General features: G+C 68.5%; 16 protein-coding genes. 8 read left to right on the top strand and 8 right to left on the bottom strand.

Translation table 11 applies throughout. From position 1 onward, the window contains the following. The first annotated feature begins 147 nt into the window (after positions 1-147). Positions 148-1,398, top strand: a complete 1,251-nt coding sequence (locus FB600_RS00775; protein ID WP_096751164.1) for an MFS transporter — start codon at positions 148-150, stop codon at positions 1,396-1,398. A 49-nt stretch (positions 1,399-1,447) separates the two neighbouring features. Here FB600_RS00775 and FB600_RS00770 read toward each other — a convergent pair whose 3' ends face one another. The 5 genes from FB600_RS00770 to FB600_RS00750 are packed head-to-tail and all read right to left on the bottom strand — an operon-like array spanning position 1,448 to position 6,525. Continuing rightward, entirely contained in the window at positions 1,448-1,837 is a 390-nt protein-coding gene (locus FB600_RS00770) for a hypothetical protein (RefSeq protein WP_096751163.1), read from the bottom strand. After that, positions 1,834-2,955: a galactofuranose ABC transporter, permease protein YjfF gene (gene yjfF / locus FB600_RS00765; protein ID WP_096751162.1), complete on the bottom strand. Its 1,122-nt coding sequence runs from the start codon at positions 2,953-2,955 to the stop codon at positions 1,834-1,836. Before yjfF ends, FB600_RS00770 begins: the two co-directional genes overlap by 4 nt. Then, on the bottom strand, positions 2,952-3,992 hold the full coding sequence (locus FB600_RS00760; RefSeq protein ID WP_047839781.1) for an ABC transporter permease: 1,041 nt from the start codon (positions 3,990-3,992) through the stop codon (positions 2,952-2,954). The genes yjfF and FB600_RS00760 overlap by 4 nt, the downstream gene beginning before the upstream one ends. Further along, a complete protein-coding gene (locus FB600_RS00755) occupies positions 3,989-5,503 on the bottom strand; it encodes a sugar ABC transporter ATP-binding protein (protein WP_098152383.1) in 1,515 nt (504 codons plus the stop codon). Before FB600_RS00755 ends, FB600_RS00760 begins: the two co-directional genes overlap by 4 nt. A 53-nt stretch (positions 5,504-5,556) precedes the next feature. Then, positions 5,557-6,525, bottom strand: a complete 969-nt coding sequence (locus FB600_RS00750) for an ABC transporter substrate-binding protein (protein ID WP_047839783.1) — start codon at positions 6,523-6,525, stop codon at positions 5,557-5,559. A 500-nt stretch (positions 6,526-7,025) separates the two neighbouring features. Here FB600_RS00750 and FB600_RS00745 point away from each other — a divergent pair, with 500 nt between their 5' ends. The 3 genes from FB600_RS00745 to FB600_RS00735 all read left to right on the top strand — a co-directional run bounded on the left by FB600_RS00745 (position 7,026) and on the right by FB600_RS00735 (position 11,220). Continuing rightward, positions 7,026-8,189 (top strand): FUSC family protein, encoded by a 1,164-nt coding sequence (locus FB600_RS00745; protein ID WP_096751160.1) that lies wholly within the window; start codon positions 7,026-7,028, stop codon positions 8,187-8,189. A gap of 92 nt (positions 8,190-8,281) precedes the next feature. Then, complete coding sequence (locus FB600_RS00740) at positions 8,282-9,178, top strand: class I SAM-dependent methyltransferase (protein WP_096751159.1); 897 nt, start codon at positions 8,282-8,284, stop codon at positions 9,176-9,178. 881 nt (positions 9,179-10,059) lie between these two features. Next, positions 10,060-11,220 (top strand): hypothetical protein, encoded by a 1,161-nt coding sequence (locus tag FB600_RS00735; protein WP_047839784.1) that lies wholly within the window; start codon positions 10,060-10,062, stop codon positions 11,218-11,220. Here FB600_RS00735 and FB600_RS00730 read toward each other — a convergent pair. Next, positions 11,204-11,491 carry a hypothetical protein gene (locus tag FB600_RS00730; protein WP_098182952.1) on the bottom strand — a complete coding sequence of 96 codons (288 nt, stop codon included), beginning with the start codon at positions 11,489-11,491 and terminating at the stop codon, positions 11,204-11,206. The genes FB600_RS00735 and FB600_RS00730 overlap by 17 nt on opposite strands. Positions 11,492-11,510: 19 nt before the next feature. Further along, entirely contained in the window at positions 11,511-12,695 is a 1,185-nt protein-coding gene (locus tag FB600_RS00725) for a glycoside hydrolase family 64 protein (RefSeq protein WP_096751157.1), read from the bottom strand. Positions 12,696-13,443: 748 nt separating this feature from the next. On the opposite strand from FB600_RS00725, the gene FB600_RS00720 reads away from it, so the two are divergent. Genes FB600_RS00720 through FB600_RS00710 form a run of 3 tightly spaced genes read left to right on the top strand, consistent with a single transcriptional unit; the run spans position 13,444 to position 17,482 of the window. Continuing rightward, on the top strand, positions 13,444-15,564 hold the full coding sequence (locus FB600_RS00720) for a ferritin-like protein (protein ID WP_261383281.1): 2,121 nt from the start codon (positions 13,444-13,446) through the stop codon (positions 15,562-15,564). A 12-nt stretch (positions 15,565-15,576) separates the two neighbouring features. Continuing rightward, positions 15,577-16,593, top strand: coding sequence for a DUF692 domain-containing protein (locus tag FB600_RS00715; protein WP_098182949.1), 1,017 nt, complete (start codon positions 15,577-15,579; stop codon positions 16,591-16,593). Continuing rightward, on the top strand, positions 16,586-17,482 hold the full coding sequence (locus tag FB600_RS00710; protein ID WP_098152375.1) for a DNA-binding domain-containing protein: 897 nt from the start codon (positions 16,586-16,588) through the stop codon (positions 17,480-17,482). The genes FB600_RS00715 and FB600_RS00710 overlap by 8 nt, the downstream gene beginning before the upstream one ends. Before the next feature lie 178 nt (positions 17,483-17,660). Here FB600_RS00710 and FB600_RS00705 read toward each other — a convergent pair whose 3' ends face one another. After that, complete coding sequence (locus FB600_RS00705) at positions 17,661-18,653, bottom strand: zinc-dependent alcohol dehydrogenase family protein (RefSeq protein WP_145756057.1); 993 nt, start codon at positions 18,651-18,653, stop codon at positions 17,661-17,663. A gap of 114 nt (positions 18,654-18,767) precedes the next feature. Here FB600_RS00705 and FB600_RS00700 point away from each other — a divergent pair, with 114 nt between their 5' ends. After that, positions 18,768-19,643 (top strand): LysR family transcriptional regulator, encoded by an 876-nt coding sequence (locus tag FB600_RS00700; protein ID WP_186015855.1) that lies wholly within the window; start codon positions 18,768-18,770, stop codon positions 19,641-19,643. Positions 19,644-19,695 lie beyond the last annotated feature (52 nt).

The raw sequence follows: 19,695 nt of genomic DNA, 5'->3' as shown, positions 1-19,695 counted from the left end.
CTGGGTAGTGTATGTGCCGCGGGCACCGCATGACGCGTCGTGCGGTGCATTGTTCAGCCACGCCGTTCATTGTTTTCAAGACAAGAGGCTTGGTCTGCGGCGCAACTCCGTTTAGCCTCTCGAACTTCCCTTCAGCCTGGCCGCATCATGCAAGTCGATACTCCCCCATATTCCGCGGGCACCGACCCGACCCCGACCTCCCTGCGTCAGTGGCTGGCCGTGATCGCCGTGGCGATCAGCGCCTTCGCCTTCGTGACCTCCGAATTCCTGCCGGTGGGCCTGCTGCCGGCGATCGCCCACGATCTCGGCGTGTCCTCGGGCGTGGCCGGGCTGATGGTGACCACGCCCGGCGTGGTGGCGGCCATCTTCGCGCCGGCGCTGATCATCGGCGCCGGCCGCCTGGACCGTCGTTATGCCTTCCTGATGCTCACCGCGGCGCTGCTGGTGGCGAACCTGGTCTGCGCGCTGGCCGGCGATCTCGGCGTGATGCTGGTGGGTCGCGCCCTGCTCGGCGCCGCGCTCGGCGGCTTCTGGACGCTCGCGACCGCGGCGGCCCCGCGCCTCGTGCAGCCCAGGGACACGGCCAAGGCCACCGCCATCATCCTGACCGGCGTGACCTGCGCGACGGTGATCGGCGTGCCGCTGGGCACCTTCATCGCCTCGTTCGCCTCCTGGCGCGCCTCGTTCGCCGTGACGGCGGGCCTGGTCGCGCTGGCGCTGGTGGCGCAGACGGTGCTGGTGCCGTCGCTGCCCTCGGCCTCGGCGCTGCGCATCGCCGATTTCCGCACCCTGCTGGGCCGCTCGCATACGCGTTCGAGCATGCTGATGGTCGCGCTGGTGTTCGGCGCGCATTTCTCGACCTACACCTATATCGCGCCGCTGCTGGAGCAGGATTTCTCGGTCAACGGCCTCACCTTGCTGCTGTTCGGCTTCGGCCTGATCGGCTTCGTCTCCAATGCGCTGATGTCGATGGTGGTGTCGAACCACCTGAAGCGCTCGTCGATGCTGATGATCGTGCTGCTGATGGGCGCGATGGCGGCGATGCTGTTCCTCGAGCATTCGCGGATCGGCGAGACCGCCGGCATCCTGCTCTGGGGCATCGCCTTCGGCGCCCTGCCGCTCTGCTTCAGCGTCTGGATCCAGCGCGCGGCGGCGGACCTGCCGGAAGTCGGCTCGGCGCTGTTCGTCAGCATCATCCAGGTCGCGATCGCGGTGGGTTCGGCCGCGGGCGGCAGCATCGTCGATCGCGCCGGCGTGCGGGCCGATTTCGTGCCGGGCCTGGCGCTCGCGCTGCTCGGCCTGGTGCTGCTGTATCGGCTTGCTTCCCCGCAGCTTCCCCAGGCGGCGGTCGTCGCCGGCGCGGCGCCGGTGCCGCGCGAGTGCGCCGAGGCGGTTTGATCCGCACGCCCGTCCCGGCCGCGCCGCGCGCCGGCCGGGGCTCGGCTTCTCACGCCAGGCGAGACTCGAGTGCCGACGGCTGGCCGGCCTGGATCGATTCGCCGGCCCGCTCGATGCGCGCCCTGCCCGCCCCGCCGTTGCCGCGGCGCATGACGGCGGCCTGCCGATGTTCGGCACGTTCGACCAGCCTGGCCAGGCGGATGATGTCGGATAGCAGGAAATCGCCTGCGTCGGGCCGTGCCCGGCCATGCTCGTCGGCCACCCGCATCGCGTAGGCAAGCGCGTCCGAACGCTCCCTGAGCAGCACCCGCAGCGCATCGGCCACGATCCGGCGATCGCGCGCGTCGCCCAGGTCGAGCACGGGGCCAGGCTCGGCCTCGATTGGCGGCCGGCCGGGCTCGCGATCGGATTCGACGCTGGGTACAGGATTCGGTTTCATCGTTGTCCTCCGGTTCTCGATAGGGCTCGAGGGCTCGGGAAGCTCGACACCAAGGCCGCGTCGTCTCCCTGCCCAGCCGCGCGGGCAGGCGCCCGTTCGGCCGGCATGGATCGCGAACCGAGCCCGGTGCCGCCGGCGCGGCGCCGCGCGGCATGCCGCTCGATCACGCGCTGCAGCAGGCAGAACACGCACAGCAGCGCGCCGATCACGATGCGCGTCCACCACGAGCTGAGGGTGCCGTCGAAGGTGATCAGCACCTGGATCGTGCCGAGGATACCGACGCCGAACACCGAGCCGATCACGTAGCCGACGCCGCCCGTGAGCAGGGTGCCGCCGATCACGGTGGCCGCGATCGCGTCGAGCTCCATGCCCTGCGCCTGCAGCCCGTATCCCGACAGCACGTAGAACGTGAACACCACCCCGCCGAGCGCGGAACACAGGCCGCTGAGCGCGTACACGCCGATTTTCGTGCGTGCCACCGGCAGGCCCATCAACAGTGCCGAGCGCTCGTTGCCGCCCACCGCGTAGACGTTGCGGCCGAAGCGCGTGAAATGCGCGACATAGATCGCGGCGGCCAGCGTGGCCAGCGCGATCAGGGCCCCGGCGCTCAAGGTTCCACCCCCGCCCACCGGCACGTTGAGGCTCGCGATCGCGTGGAAGCCCGGCTCGTTGATGGTGATCGACTGCGTGGTGATCAGGAAGCAGGCGCCGCGCGCCAGGAACATCCCGGCCAGCGTGACGATGAAAGGCTGCAGGCGGAACGCGTGGATCAGCGCGCCCATCGCCGCGCCGTACAGCGCGCCGAAGGCGAGCACCAGCGGCACGATGATCCAGATCGGCCAATGCAGCCATTCGGCCCCCACCGCGCAGAGGATGGTCGACAGCGCCACCACCGAACCGACCGACAGGTCGATTCCGCCGGACACGATCACGAAGGTCATGCCGATCGCGACGATCAGCAGGAAGGCGTTGTCGACCAACAAGCCGGTCAGCACCTGCATCGAGAAAAAGCCCGTATACATCACGGACCCGAAACCGAACAGCGCGACGAACAGCACGATCGTCACCACGATCGGCAGCGTGCGCGGGTCGACCAGCCGGCCGAGGAAACGGTTCATGGTTGCGGGGCTCCGGTGGTGGCGCGTGCGCGCGCGAGGGACAGCAGCCGGGAGGCCAGGCGCAGCACCCGCGCACGCGCCGCGTCCGACTGGATCAGGGTCACCACGATCACGACGATCGCCTTGACCACCAGGGTCGCCTCCGGCGGCACGCCGATCGAATAGGTCGTGTAGGTCAGGGTCTGGATGATCAGCGCGCCGAGCACCGTGCCGGCGAGGCTGAACCGGCCGCCGAGCAGCGAGGTGCCGCCCAGCGTCACGGCCAGGATCGCGTCGAGCTCGAGCAGCAGGCCGGCATTGTTGCCGTCGGCGCTGCGCACGTTCGAGCTGGCGAGGATCCCCGCGATCGCGGCCATCGCGCCCGCGCACAGGTACACGCCGAACACCACCGAACCCGCGCGCAAGCCCGCCAGGCGCGTGGCGACCGGATTCACGCCGATCGCGCGGATGAACAGGCCGAGCGCGGTGCGGTTCACCAGCAGCGCGAGCGCGGCGGTAGTGGCGATCGCGATCCACACCGAGCACGGCACGCCGACCAGGTAGCCGCCGCCGAGCACCAGGTAGCCGGGCGAGTCGATCGGGATGATCTGGCCGCCCGTGAGCAGTTGCGCGACACCGCGGCCCGCCACCATCAGGATCAGGGTCGCGATGATCGGCTGCATGCCGACGCAGGCCACCAGCAGCCCGTTCCAGGCGCCCGCCAGCAGGCCGACGCCGAGCGCGGCGGCCAGCGCCGTGCCGAGCCGGGACGGATCCGCCTGCAGCACGATCGCGGCCGCCGCGCCGGCGATCGCGACGATCGCGCCGACCGAGATGTCGATGCCGCGCGTGGCGATCACCAGGGTCATGCCGAGCGAGACGATCACCAGCGGCGCCGCTCGGTTCAGGATGTCGATCGGCGCGCCGAACAGGTGCCCGTCGAGCCGGCTGATCGCCAGGAAGCCCGGGCGATAGGCGACGTCCAGCGCGAGCAGCAGGCACAGCGTCAAGGCGGGCCACGCCAGCGGATGGCCGAACAGCATGCGCAGGCGGGTCATGGCTGGCCTCCCGCGATGAGGCGATAGACCTGTTCCTCCGAGGCTTCGGCGCCGGTCAGCTCGGCGACCTTGCGCCGGTCGCGCAGCACCGCGATCCGGTGGCTGACGCGCACCACCTCGCCGATCTCCGAGGAGATGAAGAGGATCGCGAGCCCCCTGGCGCACAAGGACAGCACGCGCTCCATGATGTCGAACTTCGCCGCCACGTCGATGCCGCGCGTCGGCTCGTCGAGGATCAGCAGCTTCGGGTCGGTGGCGAGCCAGCGAGCCAGCAGCACCTTCTGCTGGTTGCCGCCCGAGAGCAGGCCGATCGGCTGTTCCGCGTCGCGCGCCTTGATGCCGAGCCGCGCGATGTAGTCGTCGGCGATCTCGCGCTGGCGCGCGCGCGGGATCAGCCGCCACCAGCCGCGCCGCGCCTGCAGCGCCAGGACGATGTTCTCGCGGATCGACAGCGCGGCGACGATCCCTTCCTTCTTGCGATCCTCGGGGCAATAGGCGATGCCGTGCCGGACCGCCTCGTGCGGCGAAGCGAGCCGCGTGCGGCGGCCCTCGATCTCGATGGTGCCGGTATCGCCGCGCTCGGCGGCGAAGGCGAGCCGGGCGGTTTCGGTGCGGCCCGAGCCGAGCAGGCCGGCCAGTCCGAGAATCTCGCCGGGCCGCAGCGCCAGGTCGAGCGGGTTCATCATGCCGCGCCGCCCGACGCCCTGCATCGACAGGACCGGCGAGGCGTCGCCGCCGGTGCGCGCCTGCGCGACGGCGCCCGCGCGCAGCGCCTCGGGCATCGATTCGCGGCCGGTCATCCTGGCCACCAGGGCGTCGACCGGCAGATCCCGCGCCAGGTACTCGCCCTCACGCTCGCCGTTGCGCATCACGGTAATGCGATCGGAGATCGCATAGGTCTGCTCGAGGAAATGCGTAACGAACAGGATCGCGATGCCGGCGGCCTTGAGCTTGCGCAGCACCTCGAACAGGCGCGCGACCTCCCCGTCGTCGAGGCTGGAGGTGGGTTCGTCGAGGATCAGCACGCGCGCGTCCACCGACATGGCGCGCGCGATCGCCACCATCTGCTGCACCGCGATCGGGTAGGCATCGAGCGAGCGCGTCACGTCGATCTGCAGCCTCAGGCTCGCCAGCGCCTCGCGCGAACGCGCATGGATGGTCTTCCAGTCGATCGCGCCGCGCCGCATCGGCTGGCGGCCGGCGAACATGTTCTCGGCCACCGACAGGTTCGGGCACAGATTGATTTCCTGGTAGAGCGTCTGGATGCCGGCCGCCTCGGCCTCGCGCGGCGCGGCGAAACGCACGGGCGCGCCGCCCACGCGAATCTCCCCGGCGTCGTGCGCATGCACGCCGGTCAGCACGTTGATCAGGGTGGACTTGCCTGCCCCGTTCTGGCCCATCAGGGCGTGGATCTCGCCCGGAAAGAGCCTCAGGCCGGCACGCCGCAAGGCCTTCACGCCCGGGAAAGCCTTGTCGATGTCGATCATCTCGACCACCGGTGGATTCGTCATGGATGCTCCCTGGAGAACAGAGGCGGGCGGCAGCGGTGCCGCCCGGCGGAACATCAGTACTTGCGGGTGGGCAGCACCTGGGCCGCGACGTTCATCGGGAACACGGTTTCGTTGGTGACGATGCGCTTGGGCAGCGACTTGCCGGCCACCACGTCCTTCACCGCGCTCATCAGTTGCGGGCCGAGCAGCGGGCTGCACTCGACGTCGACATTGATCTTGCCGGCCACCATCGCCTCGAAGCCTGCCTTGGTCGCGTCGAAGGACACCACGCTGACGTCCTTGCCGGGCTTGATGCCGGCCTCCTCCATGGCCTGGATCGCGCCGAGCGCCATGTCGTCGTTGTGGGCATAGACCACGTTGATCTGCTTGCCGTAGGTCTTCGCGAAGGCCTCCATCACCTGCTTGCCGCCCGCCAGCGTGAAATCGCCGCTCTGCGAGGCGATGATCTTGAACTTCGGATTGTTCCTGATCACCTCGAGCAGGCCAGCGCGGCGATCGTTGGCGGGCGCCGAGCCGACCGTGCCCTGCAGTTCCACGATATTGATCGGCCCGGGGTCGGCCTTGTAGCGCTCCTCCAGCCAGTGGCCGGCGCGCCGGCCTTCCTCCAGGAAGTCCGAGCCGATCATGGTCACGTACAGCGACGGGTCCTTCACGTCGACCGCGCGATCGGTCAGGATCACCGGGATATGGGCGGCCTTGGCCTCGGTCAGCACCGGTTCCCAGCCCGATTCCACCACGGGCGAGAAGGCGATCACGTCGACCTTCTGCGCGATGAAGGAACGGATCGCGCGGATCTGGTTTTCCTGTTTCTGCTGCGCGTCGGAGAACTTGAGCGTGATGCCGGCATCCTTCGCGGCGCTTTTCACCGAGACGCTGTTAGCGGTGCGCCACGCGCTTTCCGCGCCGACCTGGGAGAAGCCGAGCGTGATGGGTTTTTGCTGCGCCGACGCGGGGCTCGATGCCGCCAGCAGGACCGAGGCGGCGAACAGGGCGCCGAGCGTCAGCTTTCCGAAGCATTTCATGGTTGTTGTCTCCGCCAGTTTCGTTATTGGATGCAGCGCCTGGTGCCCTGCCGATCGAATTCTTGGCTTCGCCGCTGCCGATTCGGCGGGCGCGGGATGAAAACCGGCTGGAACCGGCGTTCGCCCGGCATCAGTGTAGGAGTGCGTCCGATAACCTTCCAATGAAAATTTGGATCGCAGCGATATCGTTTCCGGCATGCGTATAAACACGTAAACGCACGAGGACAAGGGCTGCGAGCCACGCCTCGCGGCACATGTCGCGATTCGGCGCGCCGGAATTTTGATCGGCTATGATCCGGGAAAACCCGAGCTGCCCGCCGCAATCCCTACCCTGGGCGCCACGCTGGCGGCTCGGAACACACGCCTGACCAGGCGCCGCTCGCCGCCGGCAACCCCGGCCAAGGCGCGCCGCAGGCTCGTTCAACGCCGGGCCCCTCGCGCCCGGCCATCGCCATGCCGGCCACAAGCCGGTTTGTCGATATGCCCGGATATCGTCGACCATGATCGCCGCCGCCTGCTCACGCGCGCTGACCCGCGCCCGCCTCCAGGATCCCGATTTCACCCGCCTGCGCGCCGCCTCGCGCTCCACGCTCGCCTGCCTGCTGAGCGCCGGCCTCGGCGTCGGCTGGGCGCTCCACCACCAGATGATGCCGACCGTCGCCGTGCCGGGCGCCCTGTTCGCGATGATCGCCCCGCTGTTCCTGCGCGAGCCGCGCTGGTCGGGCTGGCTGGTCTCGCTGATCACCCTTTGGCTCTGCGCCGGCGCGTCCCTCGCTGCCGCGGCGGCGCTCGCCCCCTATCCCGCGCTGCGCATCGCGGGTTCGCTGGCGGTGGTCTTCGTCGGGCTGCTGTGCCAGACGCTGGGCGCACGCGCGGTCGGCGCCGGCCTGCTCGGCCTGGTCAGCTTCTACCTGGGCCTCTATCTGCACCCGTCCGGCACGCTGCTGGTCGAGATGCTGGGGATCATGACGCTCGCCGCGGCGATCGTGACCCTGGTCGGGCGCATCCTCGTTCCTGTCGCGCCAGGTGGTCCGGCGGACGCGATCCAGCCGCTGGGCCACGGCATCGAGGCCGGCTCCGGCTGGCGCCGGGCCCTGCATCGCCTGGCCGAACTCGTCGTCAGCGGACGGCTCACCGGCAAGCCCCTCGGCCCCTCGCTCGCCCATCGCCTGCACCGCCTGGCATGGCGCCCGGCGCTGGTGGCAACCGCCGCCGCCCTGCTCGCCATGCTGGCGGGCGGCAGCCTGTCGGCGGACCGTTCGATGTGGGCGGTGATCAGCACCTTCGTCGTCTTTCTCGGCACCACCTCGCGCCAGGGCACGCGCGTGCGCGTCTTCAAGCGGATCGCCGGAACCCTGGCCGGCGCCGCGGCCAGCGTGCTGTGCGTGAACTGGTGCGGACACCAGCCCTGGCTGCTGATCGCCGCGATGGCCTTGTCGGTGTTCGGCTGGGCGTACCACATCCTGCATGCCTATACGCGCGGCGTGTTCTTCATCACCACGCTGGTGGGGCTGGTCTATGGCCAGCTCGGTTTCGCCATCCTGCCGCTGGCGCGGCTGCGCATCGAGGAAGTCCTGGCAGGTTGCCTGGTCTCGCTCGCCCTGGCGCTGTGGCTGATGCCCTCGGCGGTCGGGCAGGCTCCCGCCGTGCCGCAGCGGCACTGAACCGGAACGCCCGCGGGCGCCAAGACCGGGATCGGGCAGATTGTCGGGCAAGCGCGTATCGTGTCGCCTACCCGTCACTGCGCCGATCGACCATGCCCCTCTCCGCCCGTGCTCCCAAGCTTTCCACCGTCCCACGCTTCGCGGCGGCATCGATCGCCGCCGCGCTGATCGCGCTCGGCCTGGGCGCCTGCGCGCGGCCGCCCGCGGCGAACGCCGGCGCCGTGGATACGGCGGCCATCGTGCCGCCCGCCGTGTCGCTCGACGCCGCGATCGCCGGCACCCAGCGCAGCGATGCCGCGCGCGCCCGCGACCGCTATCGCCACCCGGGCGCGACGCTGCGCTTCTTCGGCCTGGATGCCGATCAAACGGTGCTGGAGATCGCGCCGGGCGGCGGCTGGTACACCGATATCCTCGCGCCCGTGCTGCGCGGCAAGGGGCGCCTGTACGAGGCCGAATACATCGGCCCGGCGCCCGAGCCCGAAGCCGAGCGCCGGGGCGATCTCGCCTATGCGCGCAAGCTGGCCGCGCATCCGGAAATCTATGGCCCGGTGGTGATCGGCAGCCTGCGCGACGGCCGCTTCTCCGGCTTCGACGCGCAAGGGCATGTCGATACCGTGCTCACCTTCCGCAACATCCACAACTGGATCAAGGACGGCCAGATCGACGCGAACCTGCGCGCCTTTTACGATGCCTTGAAGCCCGGCGGCGTGCTGGGCGTCGAGGAGCATCGCGCTCGCCCGGGAACGTCCCTGCAGCGCATGATCGACTCGGGTTACGTGACCGAGGCCTATGTGATCGAGCATGCCCGGGCCGCCGGCTTCGTGCTGGCCGGGCGCAGCGAGATCAACGCCAACCCGCGCGACACCACCGATCACCCGCACGGCGTCTGGTCCTTGCCGCCGACCTACGCGGGCGGCGACACCGATCGCGCGCAATACGCGGAGATCGGCGAATCGGATCGCATGACGCTGAAGTTCGTGAAGCCGTAAAGGCAACGCATCGCGGGGAACCGGCCGGCCGGGCCCCCGCGCCCGGCCCTTTGCGCGCGCGGGCATATCCGGCGCCTTTCATTTCCCCGTCCGTCCGCCGACAATTGGATTCGCATTATCGCCAAATCGATCGGCAATCTTGAATGAAGCCGCGATCCATTCCATTTTCATTGGGATTCTCGCGGAATTTTTACATCCGCATATCGGCCGAATTCGACAAATATTACCGCCGGCAAAACATTTTAGAAGCCATCAAAAAAAGTTTGACTTACGAAATATTTCACGGCACTCTGCTTGCCAATCGAGGCATTGCGGATTAATTGTTGCAATTCCGACAAATAGCCGACAATCGCATGTAAATAGAATTACTCGATGGAGAGGGCCGCTTCCGATGTTTTCAAACGCCTGTCGATACACGCTGCGCCGGTAAGTCACGGCGCAGCGGGGCGGTATTCCGCCCGATCCGCCGCATTCGCGATTCAACGATTTCCGTCGATTGTTTTCGGCGCGGCATTTGCTCGCCTTGAGCCGATCGGTCGAATTGGATGAATTGAATCCTGATTGGAAATGATTTTCGACAATCGATATTGTCGAGGGGCTCTGTTTTTTCAATAAAAGCCCGATTCAGCAATTACCGAATTACCGATTGGTCTCGCGGGAGACGGGCCGTGACGGCCCGACGAGGGGGGCTCTCGTCGAATCCATGTGAAGCCATCGAAAAAGAACTTCGCCGCTCAGGCAAGTGGTCCACGGCAGGCATTCCACCATCCGTCCTGCCGCGGATTGTCGTTCGAGAAGTCGTGGCCCGGGCCCACAAGGCCCGAACCCAACACACCTAGCTTCCACTGGAGATACAGATGCGATCGAGGACATGGCTTGACATGCAACACGTGGTTCGCGCAACGCTGCTGACGAGCGCGGCCGTCTTGATCGGCGCGGTGCCGGTCTCGTCCGCCTACGCGGGACAGGCCGCCAATGCGTTCGTCGACCAGGCGCAGGTCCAGGCCGACACGGCGGCGCAGGCATCGTGGCGCGAGAACGTCCGGCAATCGGCGCCGCGCGGCGAAGGCTGCTATCACGCGTCCTATCCCAACCTCAAATGGGACAAGGTGGCCTGCGGCCCGGTATCGGGTTATCGCTCCTCGCGTCGCAGCAGCGCCGCGCGGCTGGGCGAGCAGAAGCTGCGCAGCAGCGGCCAGCAGGTGGTGGGCAACGGTTTCGACTACGCGATCCAGGCGCCCGGCGGCCAGTTGATCAGCGAGGTGGTGGGCAGCTTCCCGACGGTCAGCGGCGTGACATCGGAAAAAGGCGCCAACGTGCCGTTCGGCTCGAGCGAAAGCGACGGCATCACCGGCGCGAACCAGTACACGCTGCAGCTCAACACCAATTTCGTCGACCAGTCGGCCGCCTGTAACGGCTTCTCGGGCTGCCTGGCCTGGCAGCAATACATCCTGGTCTCGGACGACGTGAATTCGGCCGGCACCGCGCTGACCGGCACCTCCGACGTGTTCATCCAGACCTGGCTCGAGAACTACGGCCAGGACGTGGACGGCGGCAACACCAACATCTGCCCGAGCGGCTACACCGACGCGGGTGCCGACCAGAGCGGCCAGGGTGACGATTGCTACCGCAACAGCCCGTCGGTGGTGGTCGCCAACCAGATCCCGATCACGCAACTGGCCAGCCTGAAGCTCTCGGGCACGGCGACGGCCAACGGCACCGACACGGCCACCGTCACCTTCGGCACGCAGGCCTTCAGCTCCTCGGTGCGCGACAGCGTCTCCGATATCGCCAACGGCTGGACCCAGGCCGAGTTCAACATCGTCGGCAACGCCGGCGGCTCGCGCGCCGACTTCAACAAGGGCGCCTCGCTCACCGTCAAGCTGGCCGTCACCGACGGCTCCTCGGCCGCGCCGAGCTGCATCGGCCCGAACAACGGCGGCAGCACCGGCGAGACCAACAACCTGAGCCTCGGCAAGTGCACGGCCTCGGCCGGCTCGGGTTCGAGCTCGCCGGCGATCCAGTTCACGGAATCGGATTGATCGGGTGGATGTCTCGATGAAGTGAGGCAAGCGCCGGGAGCAGGCATGATCCCGGCGCTTTCTCGTTGATCAGGGTGCCGACCTGCTCGTATTCGCTCTTCGCTCGCGGCCATTCCTCGGTCGCGCAATCCAGTGGCATGGTCTTCGCGTTGGTGCGCCCCTGGCCTGTGAAGCGGAAGCGGGACTCGCGCCCGGCAAGGCGCCGGGCCGGGTCGTTGGCGAGGTGGCCGGCCTCGTCGTCGACATGGCGGCCGCTTCGAGCGGCCGCCATCGATCGGATCAGGCCGCGCTTACCAGCCCACGGTGACCGTCGCCACGGTCGGGTTGGTGCCGACCAGCGAGGAGCTGAAGCCGCCCACGTCGTCGTAGGAGAAGCCGTAACTCAGGTTGTTGATGGCATGCGCATGCCAGAACTGCGCATACGAGTTGGTCGGCTGCGAGGCATAAAAGGCGCTCGGGCTGGTCCACAGCGCCGCGTTCTCGGCGACATGACGGTTAATCGCCGCGCTGACCTGCGCCTGGATCTGCAACTGCTTGGCGGTGGGCACGCCCGGCGCCGCGTTCGAGGCGTCGTTGAACACGCCATTGCCGAGCAGCACCTCGCTGGTGGTCGGCTTGTGGTTGATGTAGTAGGTGCCCTGCCCGTCGGTGAACTGGAACTGCCCGTTCACCACATGGCCGCTGAAGGTGCCTTGCGCGTCGGTGAAGGTGAGGGTCTGGGTGCTGTACAGGTTCCAGATCGACTGGATGTAGCTGTCCAGGTAGTTGGCGTTCGCGCCGCCCGCCTTGAAGCTGCCGTGCGCGGGCGCGACGATCCGGTACGGCGCCTGGCTCAGGCCCTGGAACGGCGCCGGCACCTGGTTCTGGTAGGCCTGGAACAGCGCCGCGCGCGATTCGGTCTCGCCCACCGTCTGGTCGAAGCCGCCCTGGCCCTGCAGGCGCAGCCGCAGCGGGAAGCCGAACTGATCGACCCGCGTGGTATTGCCGAAGAAATTGGCGCCGTTGCTGTCGAATTCGACGAAATCGAATACCACGTCGATATTCGGATCGGTCGGATTCTCGATATTGGGACCGGTATAACCGGTGGCGGGATTACCGACCGCCTGCAGATAAAGGGTGCTGCCCACCGTCAGATACAGGCGCGCGGAGGTGATGGCCGCCACCGTCACCGACTTGCATTGCGAAAAGGGAATCGAGTAATTCGCGTAACCGATACCGTTCTTGGTTTGCGCGGAATTGTCGTTCGAACTCATCGGAATCAGGTTGCCGGCGCAATTCACATGCACATAGGCATTGTTGTGCGCCGGGTCCATGCCCACCAGGGTCCAGTACACCTTGCTGTCCGGGTAGGCGCCGTTGGTGCCGTTGACCAGGTTGAAGGTGGTGCCGGCAGCCATTGCCGACGATGCTGCCACGCCGCTGAACGACAATGCGGCCAGCATCTTGACCACTAATTGGGATTTTACTTTTTTCATCTCTTTCTCCGTATTGGTGACAACAGGACAAAGAGCGGCCGAGAATGTCTTTTTGATATACCCCTGCGCTACCGCGGCTCGCCGCTCAATGCTCAGGATGTGAAAACTGAAACGAAGACTGATCAATAAATGGCAACAGCCATTGAATGGCTCATCGATTAAGCCGGCGGCGATATGAACATAGGCCCGATGCCTTGTCAAACGGCTTGTTTTATTGTTTTCAGGCGGGCGGATATTCCGGTTGTTTCGTGAAGCTCGGTAAACAGGGCGGGCCGCGCAACTCGCCGACGTGAGACCCGGCACGCCGATGCGCGGCGGGGTCATCGCGCAGGCACGGAACGGGAAGTCTTCGGCGTCGCCTCATGGACAACCCGAATCGACAGCGGGCCTGCCATGCCGATTAAGTCATTCGCAATTCAATAGGCAGCAGGATAAATACCCGATAAGCATCCTGTTAAAACCAGCCACCGTAAAAATGTCACACAAATTGATATTTTCTGCTGTAGTCTTGCGCTTGCCATCGCGCTGGACGGAGACCACCAGCCAGTAAACCAGCCGATCGGCAATCGATTTTCCGGGATTTTAAGCTGCCGGCGCATTCATCGCGAATGCGCGCCCGCGGCATGATTTCGTCGAATCGAAAACAAGCTTCCGGATCGAGCACGGGTGAAGTCGGCCAATATGGCCTGCCGGCCGGAAGATTTCAAAAAATGCAGTCCGTCTTTTCCGTATTCGGGAAAGCATGGACATGTCCCCCATCGAGGCCTGTATGGATACGCCGGTGCACGTTTCAGGCAGCATTCCCCAGAACCCGCCCCTCATCAGCGATCGCGACCTGTCCCATCTCGCCGCCGACCAGGCCGCCCTGCGCGCGCTGGTCCAGGCGGCGGTGAACGTCGAGCTGTTCACCGTCCCGATCTACATGTGCGCGATGAAGTCGATCCAGGGCACGCATGCGATCAACGCCAAGGACATCTCCTACTACCAGGGACGCGTCTGGCCGGGCCGCTCGATCGGCCAGATCCCGGCGGCACCGCCCGTCGAGCTGGCGAACCAGACCGCCTACAACCTGCTGTTCTCGGTGTTCATCGACGAGATGCTGCACCTGCAGATGGCGGCCAACCTGTGCTCGGCGCTCGGCGTCAAGCCGAACTTCAACAGCCCGGCCCTGCAGGACGAGCAATACAACTGGATCTGCTACGGCCCGGACAAGACGGTGATCCCGCACATCATCGATCTCAGGGACCTCAAGCCGAACCCGGTGAACCCGGTTCCCGCCGCGGTCGACCTCACCGCGCTGACGCCCTCGCAGACGGCGCTGTTCGAGATCATCGAGCAGGATCACGCCACCGCGCTGGCCAGCATCAAGCCCTCGACCGGCTATTTCCCGACCGTCCCGTTCGACGGCTGGACCGCGCAGAGCACCGAAGTCGACCTGCCGATGTTCGGCACCATCGGCTGGATGTACTACTGCCTGCTGCAATACACCAACATCGCCTATACCGACGGCCAGACGCTGTGGGAGAAGTGCTTCGCGGGCGCGCTCGGCCAGCGCGACCTGTTCAACAGCAAGAGCTCGGGCCACCCGATGGCCGAGTATCCCGCCATGCCGTCGCAGATCACCTTCACGGGCGCGCTCGACGCCCACATCCAGGCGATGCTGATGATGTGGGCCATCTGCGACCAGGGCGAAGGCGGCATCGACTGGGACACCATCCAGGCCTTCATCGGCAAGGTCCAGCAGCGCGCCAACCAGCGGCGCATGGCGCTGGCCGCGGCCAACGCCAACGTGCTGGTGCAGTTCCAGCCGAGCCAGCCGGCCCTGGAAGCCGACTACCCGTCCTACAGCGATACCGGCGCGCGGGAGCCGCATAGCGACGACGCCACGGCGCGCGTGCCGAACGGCACGCTCAACCACTTCGAGCGCTTCCACAAGATCGCCGAGCAGCTCGGCAGCCTGCGGACCTGGCAGCACTGGCACCAGGCCGGCAATAGCTGGTCGGCCTCGATGCTGACCACGGCCGACTACGATCCGGCCAAGGCGCCCACCAACATCCCCACGCCCGAGGCGGTCGCCACGGCGCTCAACGAGCTGAAGACCGGCATGCCGAGCGCCACGCTCGACAACGTGGTGCAGGGCGCGCTGGCCGGCATCACCACGGTGCTGTCGAGCTCCTGGGGCGACACCACGGTCCCGTTCCCGTTCCCGTCGATGGTCGGCTCGGGCGACCGGATGGCGCTGTACTGGGCCGTGTACGGCAGCGCGCCGAGCCTGCGCGAGGCGAGCGCCGCGTCGGGCACCGGCACCCAGGGCGAGGCCCTGATGCATGCCTGCCAGTCGCTCGCGCTCGACGGCTCCGGCGGCGATTGCGCGGCGCAGGCGGTCTATCACAGCTGCAAGGGCTCGAACCATTGCGCCACGCAAGGCGGATGCGGCTTCGTCCAGTCGGTCAACGGCGGCGGCAATTGCTCGCAATCGGCCGGCTCGGCGGGCAGTTGCGGCCATCCCTCGACCATGGCTTCCGGCAAGGGCGGCTGCGGGGCGCCCACGCTGTACAGCGCGCCGGCCGACAACCGCTGCAATGGCTTCGGCGGCTGCGCGGTGCCGATCTCGGCCTCGCAGCTCTACCCGAGCAGCGGCACCATGCAGTTGTTCGACTTCAAGGCCGACGGCACGCCCGAGCCGCTCACCAGCACCGAGGGCGACGCGACCGTGATCGTCACGCTCGACTTCGCGGTCGGCGATTCGGTCTACGACGTCGCCTGGGGCGCGCTGGAGAAGGTCTGGGCGCATCGCAACCCGGGCCAGCCGGCGCCGGCCAAGCCCTTGCCGACCACGCTGCGCATCGCCCTGCCGCCGTCGACCTGATCGGAGCCTCGCATGTCCGTCACCGTCACTCCCGACGGCCGCGGCCCGCGGGCGCTGCCCTCGGGCCGGGATGCGGCGAGCGCCGCGTCCGGGCCGGGGCGGCCGCCCCGCCTGGGCCTGCCCGATCTCGGCTTCGGCGTCGGGCTGCGTGCGCAGCACCTGCCGGCGATCCTCGCCGACGGCCCGCGCGTCGACTGGTTCGAGATCATTTCCGAAAACTACTTCGAGGACGCCGGCTACCAGCGCGCGATGCTCGACCGGATCGCCGCCGAGGTGCCGATCGTGATGCACGGCGTGTCCCTGTCGATCGGCTCGGACGCGCCGCTCGACACGGCCTACCTGGGCCAGCTGCGGCGCCTGATGGAGGAGCTGCGCGCGGCCTGGGTTTCCGATCATCTATGCTGGACCGGCCTGGGCTCGCACAATTCGCACGACCTGCTGCCGCTGCCGCTCGACCCGGCCTCGCTCGAGCACGTCGCCGCGCGCGTCGATGCCGTGCAGCAGGTGCTGGGGCGCGCGCTGGTGCTCGAGAATCCGTCGAGCTACGTGCAGTTCCAGGCCTCGACGATGCCCGAATGCGAATTCCTGGCGCGGCTGGCCGAACGCACCGGCTGCGGGCTGCTGCTCGACGTCAACAATGTCTTCGTCAGCGCCTTCAATCACGGCTTCGATGCCGAGGCCTACCTGCGCGCGCTGCCGCCCGAGCACATCGTGCAACTGCACCTGGCCGGCCACACGCGATGCGGCGACTGCCTGGTCGACACGCACGACCAGCCGGTGCCGCCCGGCGTCTGGGATCTGTATCGCCTGGCGCAGCAATTGACGGGCGGCGTCTCGACCCTGCTCGAATGGGACGCGAACCTGCCCGACTACGAGGGCCTGCTGGCCGAGCTCGACAAGGCGCGGCGCGCGGCCCGCGGCGAGGCAACGGCAGCGCTTGCCGACGCGGCGCCGCAAACCGTGGAGACGAGCGAAATGGCGCTCTCCACCCCGCTCCACTATCTCGTCCCGGAGGCGATCGATGGATGACGCCCCGCTGGCCGCCGAGTTGACCGGCGAGCTCGACCTGCCCGCGATCCAGCACTGGATGCAGGCCGCCACCACGCATCCCGGCGGGCTCGGCGCCGGGCTCGCGCAGGCCCGGGCGCTGCATGGCGTCGGCATCGAGCGCGTGATCGCCACGCCCGCCGGCATCGACCCGCGCGCGCGGCTGGCGGTCTACGCGGACGGCTACTGGATGCGCCTGATCGCTTGCCTCGAGGCGGAATTCCCGGCCCTGCTGCGTCTGCTGGGCCCCTCGCTGTTTCGCTTCTTCGCGCGCGCCTACCTGAACCGGCATCCCTCGCGCTCGCCGACGCTGCACACGCTGGGCGCCGAGTTCCCGGCCTTCCTGCTGCGCTCGCAGCGCCGCATGGCGAACGGGCCGCGCCCGGCCATGCAGAGCTTCGCGCTGGCGCTGGCGACGCTGGAGCGGGCCATCGCCGAAAGCGGCCGCGCCGCGGGCCTGGAACAGCGCGAGCCGGCCGCGCCGGCCGAGCCGCTCTCGCTGCTGGCCGGCGCGGGCTGGCAGCTCGCCCTGCCCGCCACCACCCGGCTGATCGCGCTGCGGCATCGCGCCGACAGCCTGCGTCCCTGGCTGCGGGGCGAACGCCCGGCGGAAGCGCCCGAGTTCGAGATCGACCGCGTCGCGATCCGTCGCCACCGGTTTCGGGTGTCGATGGAGCGGCTGGCCGATTGGCAGTTCCACGCGCTGCGTCGAGCCGCAAACGGGCCGGCCTCGCTGGCCGATTGCGCCCGCGCCGCGGCGCGCCGCACCGGCGGCAGCGAGGCGGAACTCCGCGCGCGGCTGGCCTTCTGGCTGCCGGCCGCCCAGCAGTCGAGCCTCGTGACGCTGGACGCCGATCCGGCCCGGCCCTAGCCAAACGGCAAGCGGCCGGGCGGCCTGTTGTGTCGGTGTTTGCCGGCACAATCGCCGCAAGCACGGCTCGCCACGGCAGACTTGCTCCCGTGGCGATGGAAAGACGGCGGCGGCTGGGCTTTATTCCGGATCGATGCAGCGCCTTGTCTTATCGCGGATTACACGGCGTGCCGGCGGCTCAGCCGAGCTCCAGCACCACCTTGCCGCGCGCCTGGCCCTCGCGCACCAGCGCGTGGGCGGCATCGGCCTGGCCGATCGCGAAGCGGCGCGGTTCGAGCCGCGGCGCGAGTCGTCCCGCCTCGACCAGCGCCGCGGTCTCCATCAGGATCCGGCCATGCGCCTCGCGGCCCTGCCCCGTCAGCAGCGGCCGCAGCGTGAATACCCCCGCGTACTGCGCCGAGCGGAACGACAGCGGCGCGAGCGACACGGTCCCCCAGCCGAGCGCGCTGGTCACGCGGCCGAACGGCCGCACCGCCTGGAAGGCGGCGTCGAGCGCGCCGACGCTGTCGTAGACCACGTCGAAACCGCGTCCGCCGGTGTGCTCGGCCACCCAGGCCTCGACCGCGGCGGCCCGGTCGACGAAGTGCGCGCCCAGCGAGCGCAGGTAGCCGGCATCGCGCTCGCTCGCGACCCCGAACACCCGGGCGCCGCGCGCCAGCGCCAGTTGCGTCGCCACATGCCCGACGCCGCCGGCCGCGCCGATCACCAGCACGTTCTCTCCGGCCTGCACCCGGGCGTTGTCCACCAGCCCTTCCCAGGCAGTGATCGCGGCCAGCGGCAGCGCGGCCGCCTCGCGCATCGACAGGCCCGCCGGCTGGCGCGCCAGCAGCCGTGCGTCGACGGCCACCCATTGCGCCATGCTGCCGCTGATCCCGCCCACGCCGCCGGCCGCGCCCCAGACCGCGTCGCCGGGCGCGAAGCCGCTCACGCCCTCGCCGACGCGCTCGACGCTGCCGGCCAGGTCGATGCCGAGCACGGCCGGCAAGGGATGGCGCGCATGGGCGGCGCTGCCGGCGCGGATCTTGGTGTCGAGCGGGTTGACGCCGCTCGCCTCGACCCGTACCAGCACCTCGCCGGCGCGCGGCTCGGGAATCGGCAGCTCGATCTCGCGAAACGGCGCGTCGGGCGCGTCCACGATCCAGGCGCGCATGGTCTTGGGATTGGGGTTCATCGTCGTTCTCCTGGGCAGGTTCGGTATCTGGACGCCACTCTATCAACAACAATTACGCATGAGAACTCGCTAAGATCGCATCTTGCTCATGCATAAATGAATGGATGGAAGGCGATGGGAGACATCGACTGGAGCGACGTGCGCGTATTCCTCGCGATTGCCCGCGAGGGCAGCCTGGGCGCCGCCGCGCGCCGGCTCGGGCAGACCCAGCCGACCATGGGCCGCCGGCTCAAGGCGCTCGAGCAGCAGCTCGGCCAGCGGCTGTTCCAGCGCACCCAGCACGGTTTCATTCCCACCGACGAAGGCCAGGCGCTGCTGGTGCATGCGGAGCGCATGGAGATCGAGGCGCTGGCGGCGCTGCGTGAGTTGTCGGGCGCGCAGATGCAGCTCTCGGGCCTGCTGCGCGTGTCCTGCTCGGACTGGTTCGGCTCGCTGCGTCTCGCGCCGGTGATCGCCGAATACACGGCGCGGCACCCGGGCGTGACGGTCGAGCTGCTGGCCGATCCGCGGCTCTACAGCCTGCCGCATCGCGAGGCCGACTGCGTGATGCGGATCGCGCCCTTCGTCGAGCCCGACGTGGTGAGCCGCCGCCTGCTGAGCACCGCCTATGCCGTCTACGCCGCGGCCGGGGCGCCGGCCGAGCTGCCCGCGCGCGGTCGCGGCTGCCGGCTGGTGCTGATGGATACCGCGTTCGGCGCGATGCCCGACGTGGGCTGGATCCAGCGGCGCCTGCCCGAGGCGGCGGTGGCCGCGCGCAGCAACAGCCGCGAGACGCAGGCGCGGCTCTGCGCGCTGGGCGTGGGCCTGGCGGTGCTGCCGATCCCCCTCGGCGAGGCCACGCCGGGCCTCGTGCGGCTCGATCTCGGCGAGGCGCCGCCCAGCCGCGAGACCTGGCTCGGTTATCACCGCGACATGCGGCGCCAGCCGCGCCTGAGCCGCTTCGTGGAACTGGTGGTGGAACGCTTGGGAGATACCGGAGCGGCGCATTAGCGGCGCGAACCCGGCCGGCAGGCTCGGGTTCGGACGCGGGCCGACTCCGGCC

The sequence above is a fragment of the Burkholderia sp. SJZ089 genome, from assembly GCF_007828315.1.
GTDB classification, from domain to species: domain Bacteria; phylum Pseudomonadota; class Gammaproteobacteria; order Burkholderiales; family Burkholderiaceae; genus Burkholderia; species Burkholderia gladioli.
Note: the sequence above shows the minus strand (reverse complement) of the source record. Positions and strands in the feature narration are given on the sequence as shown.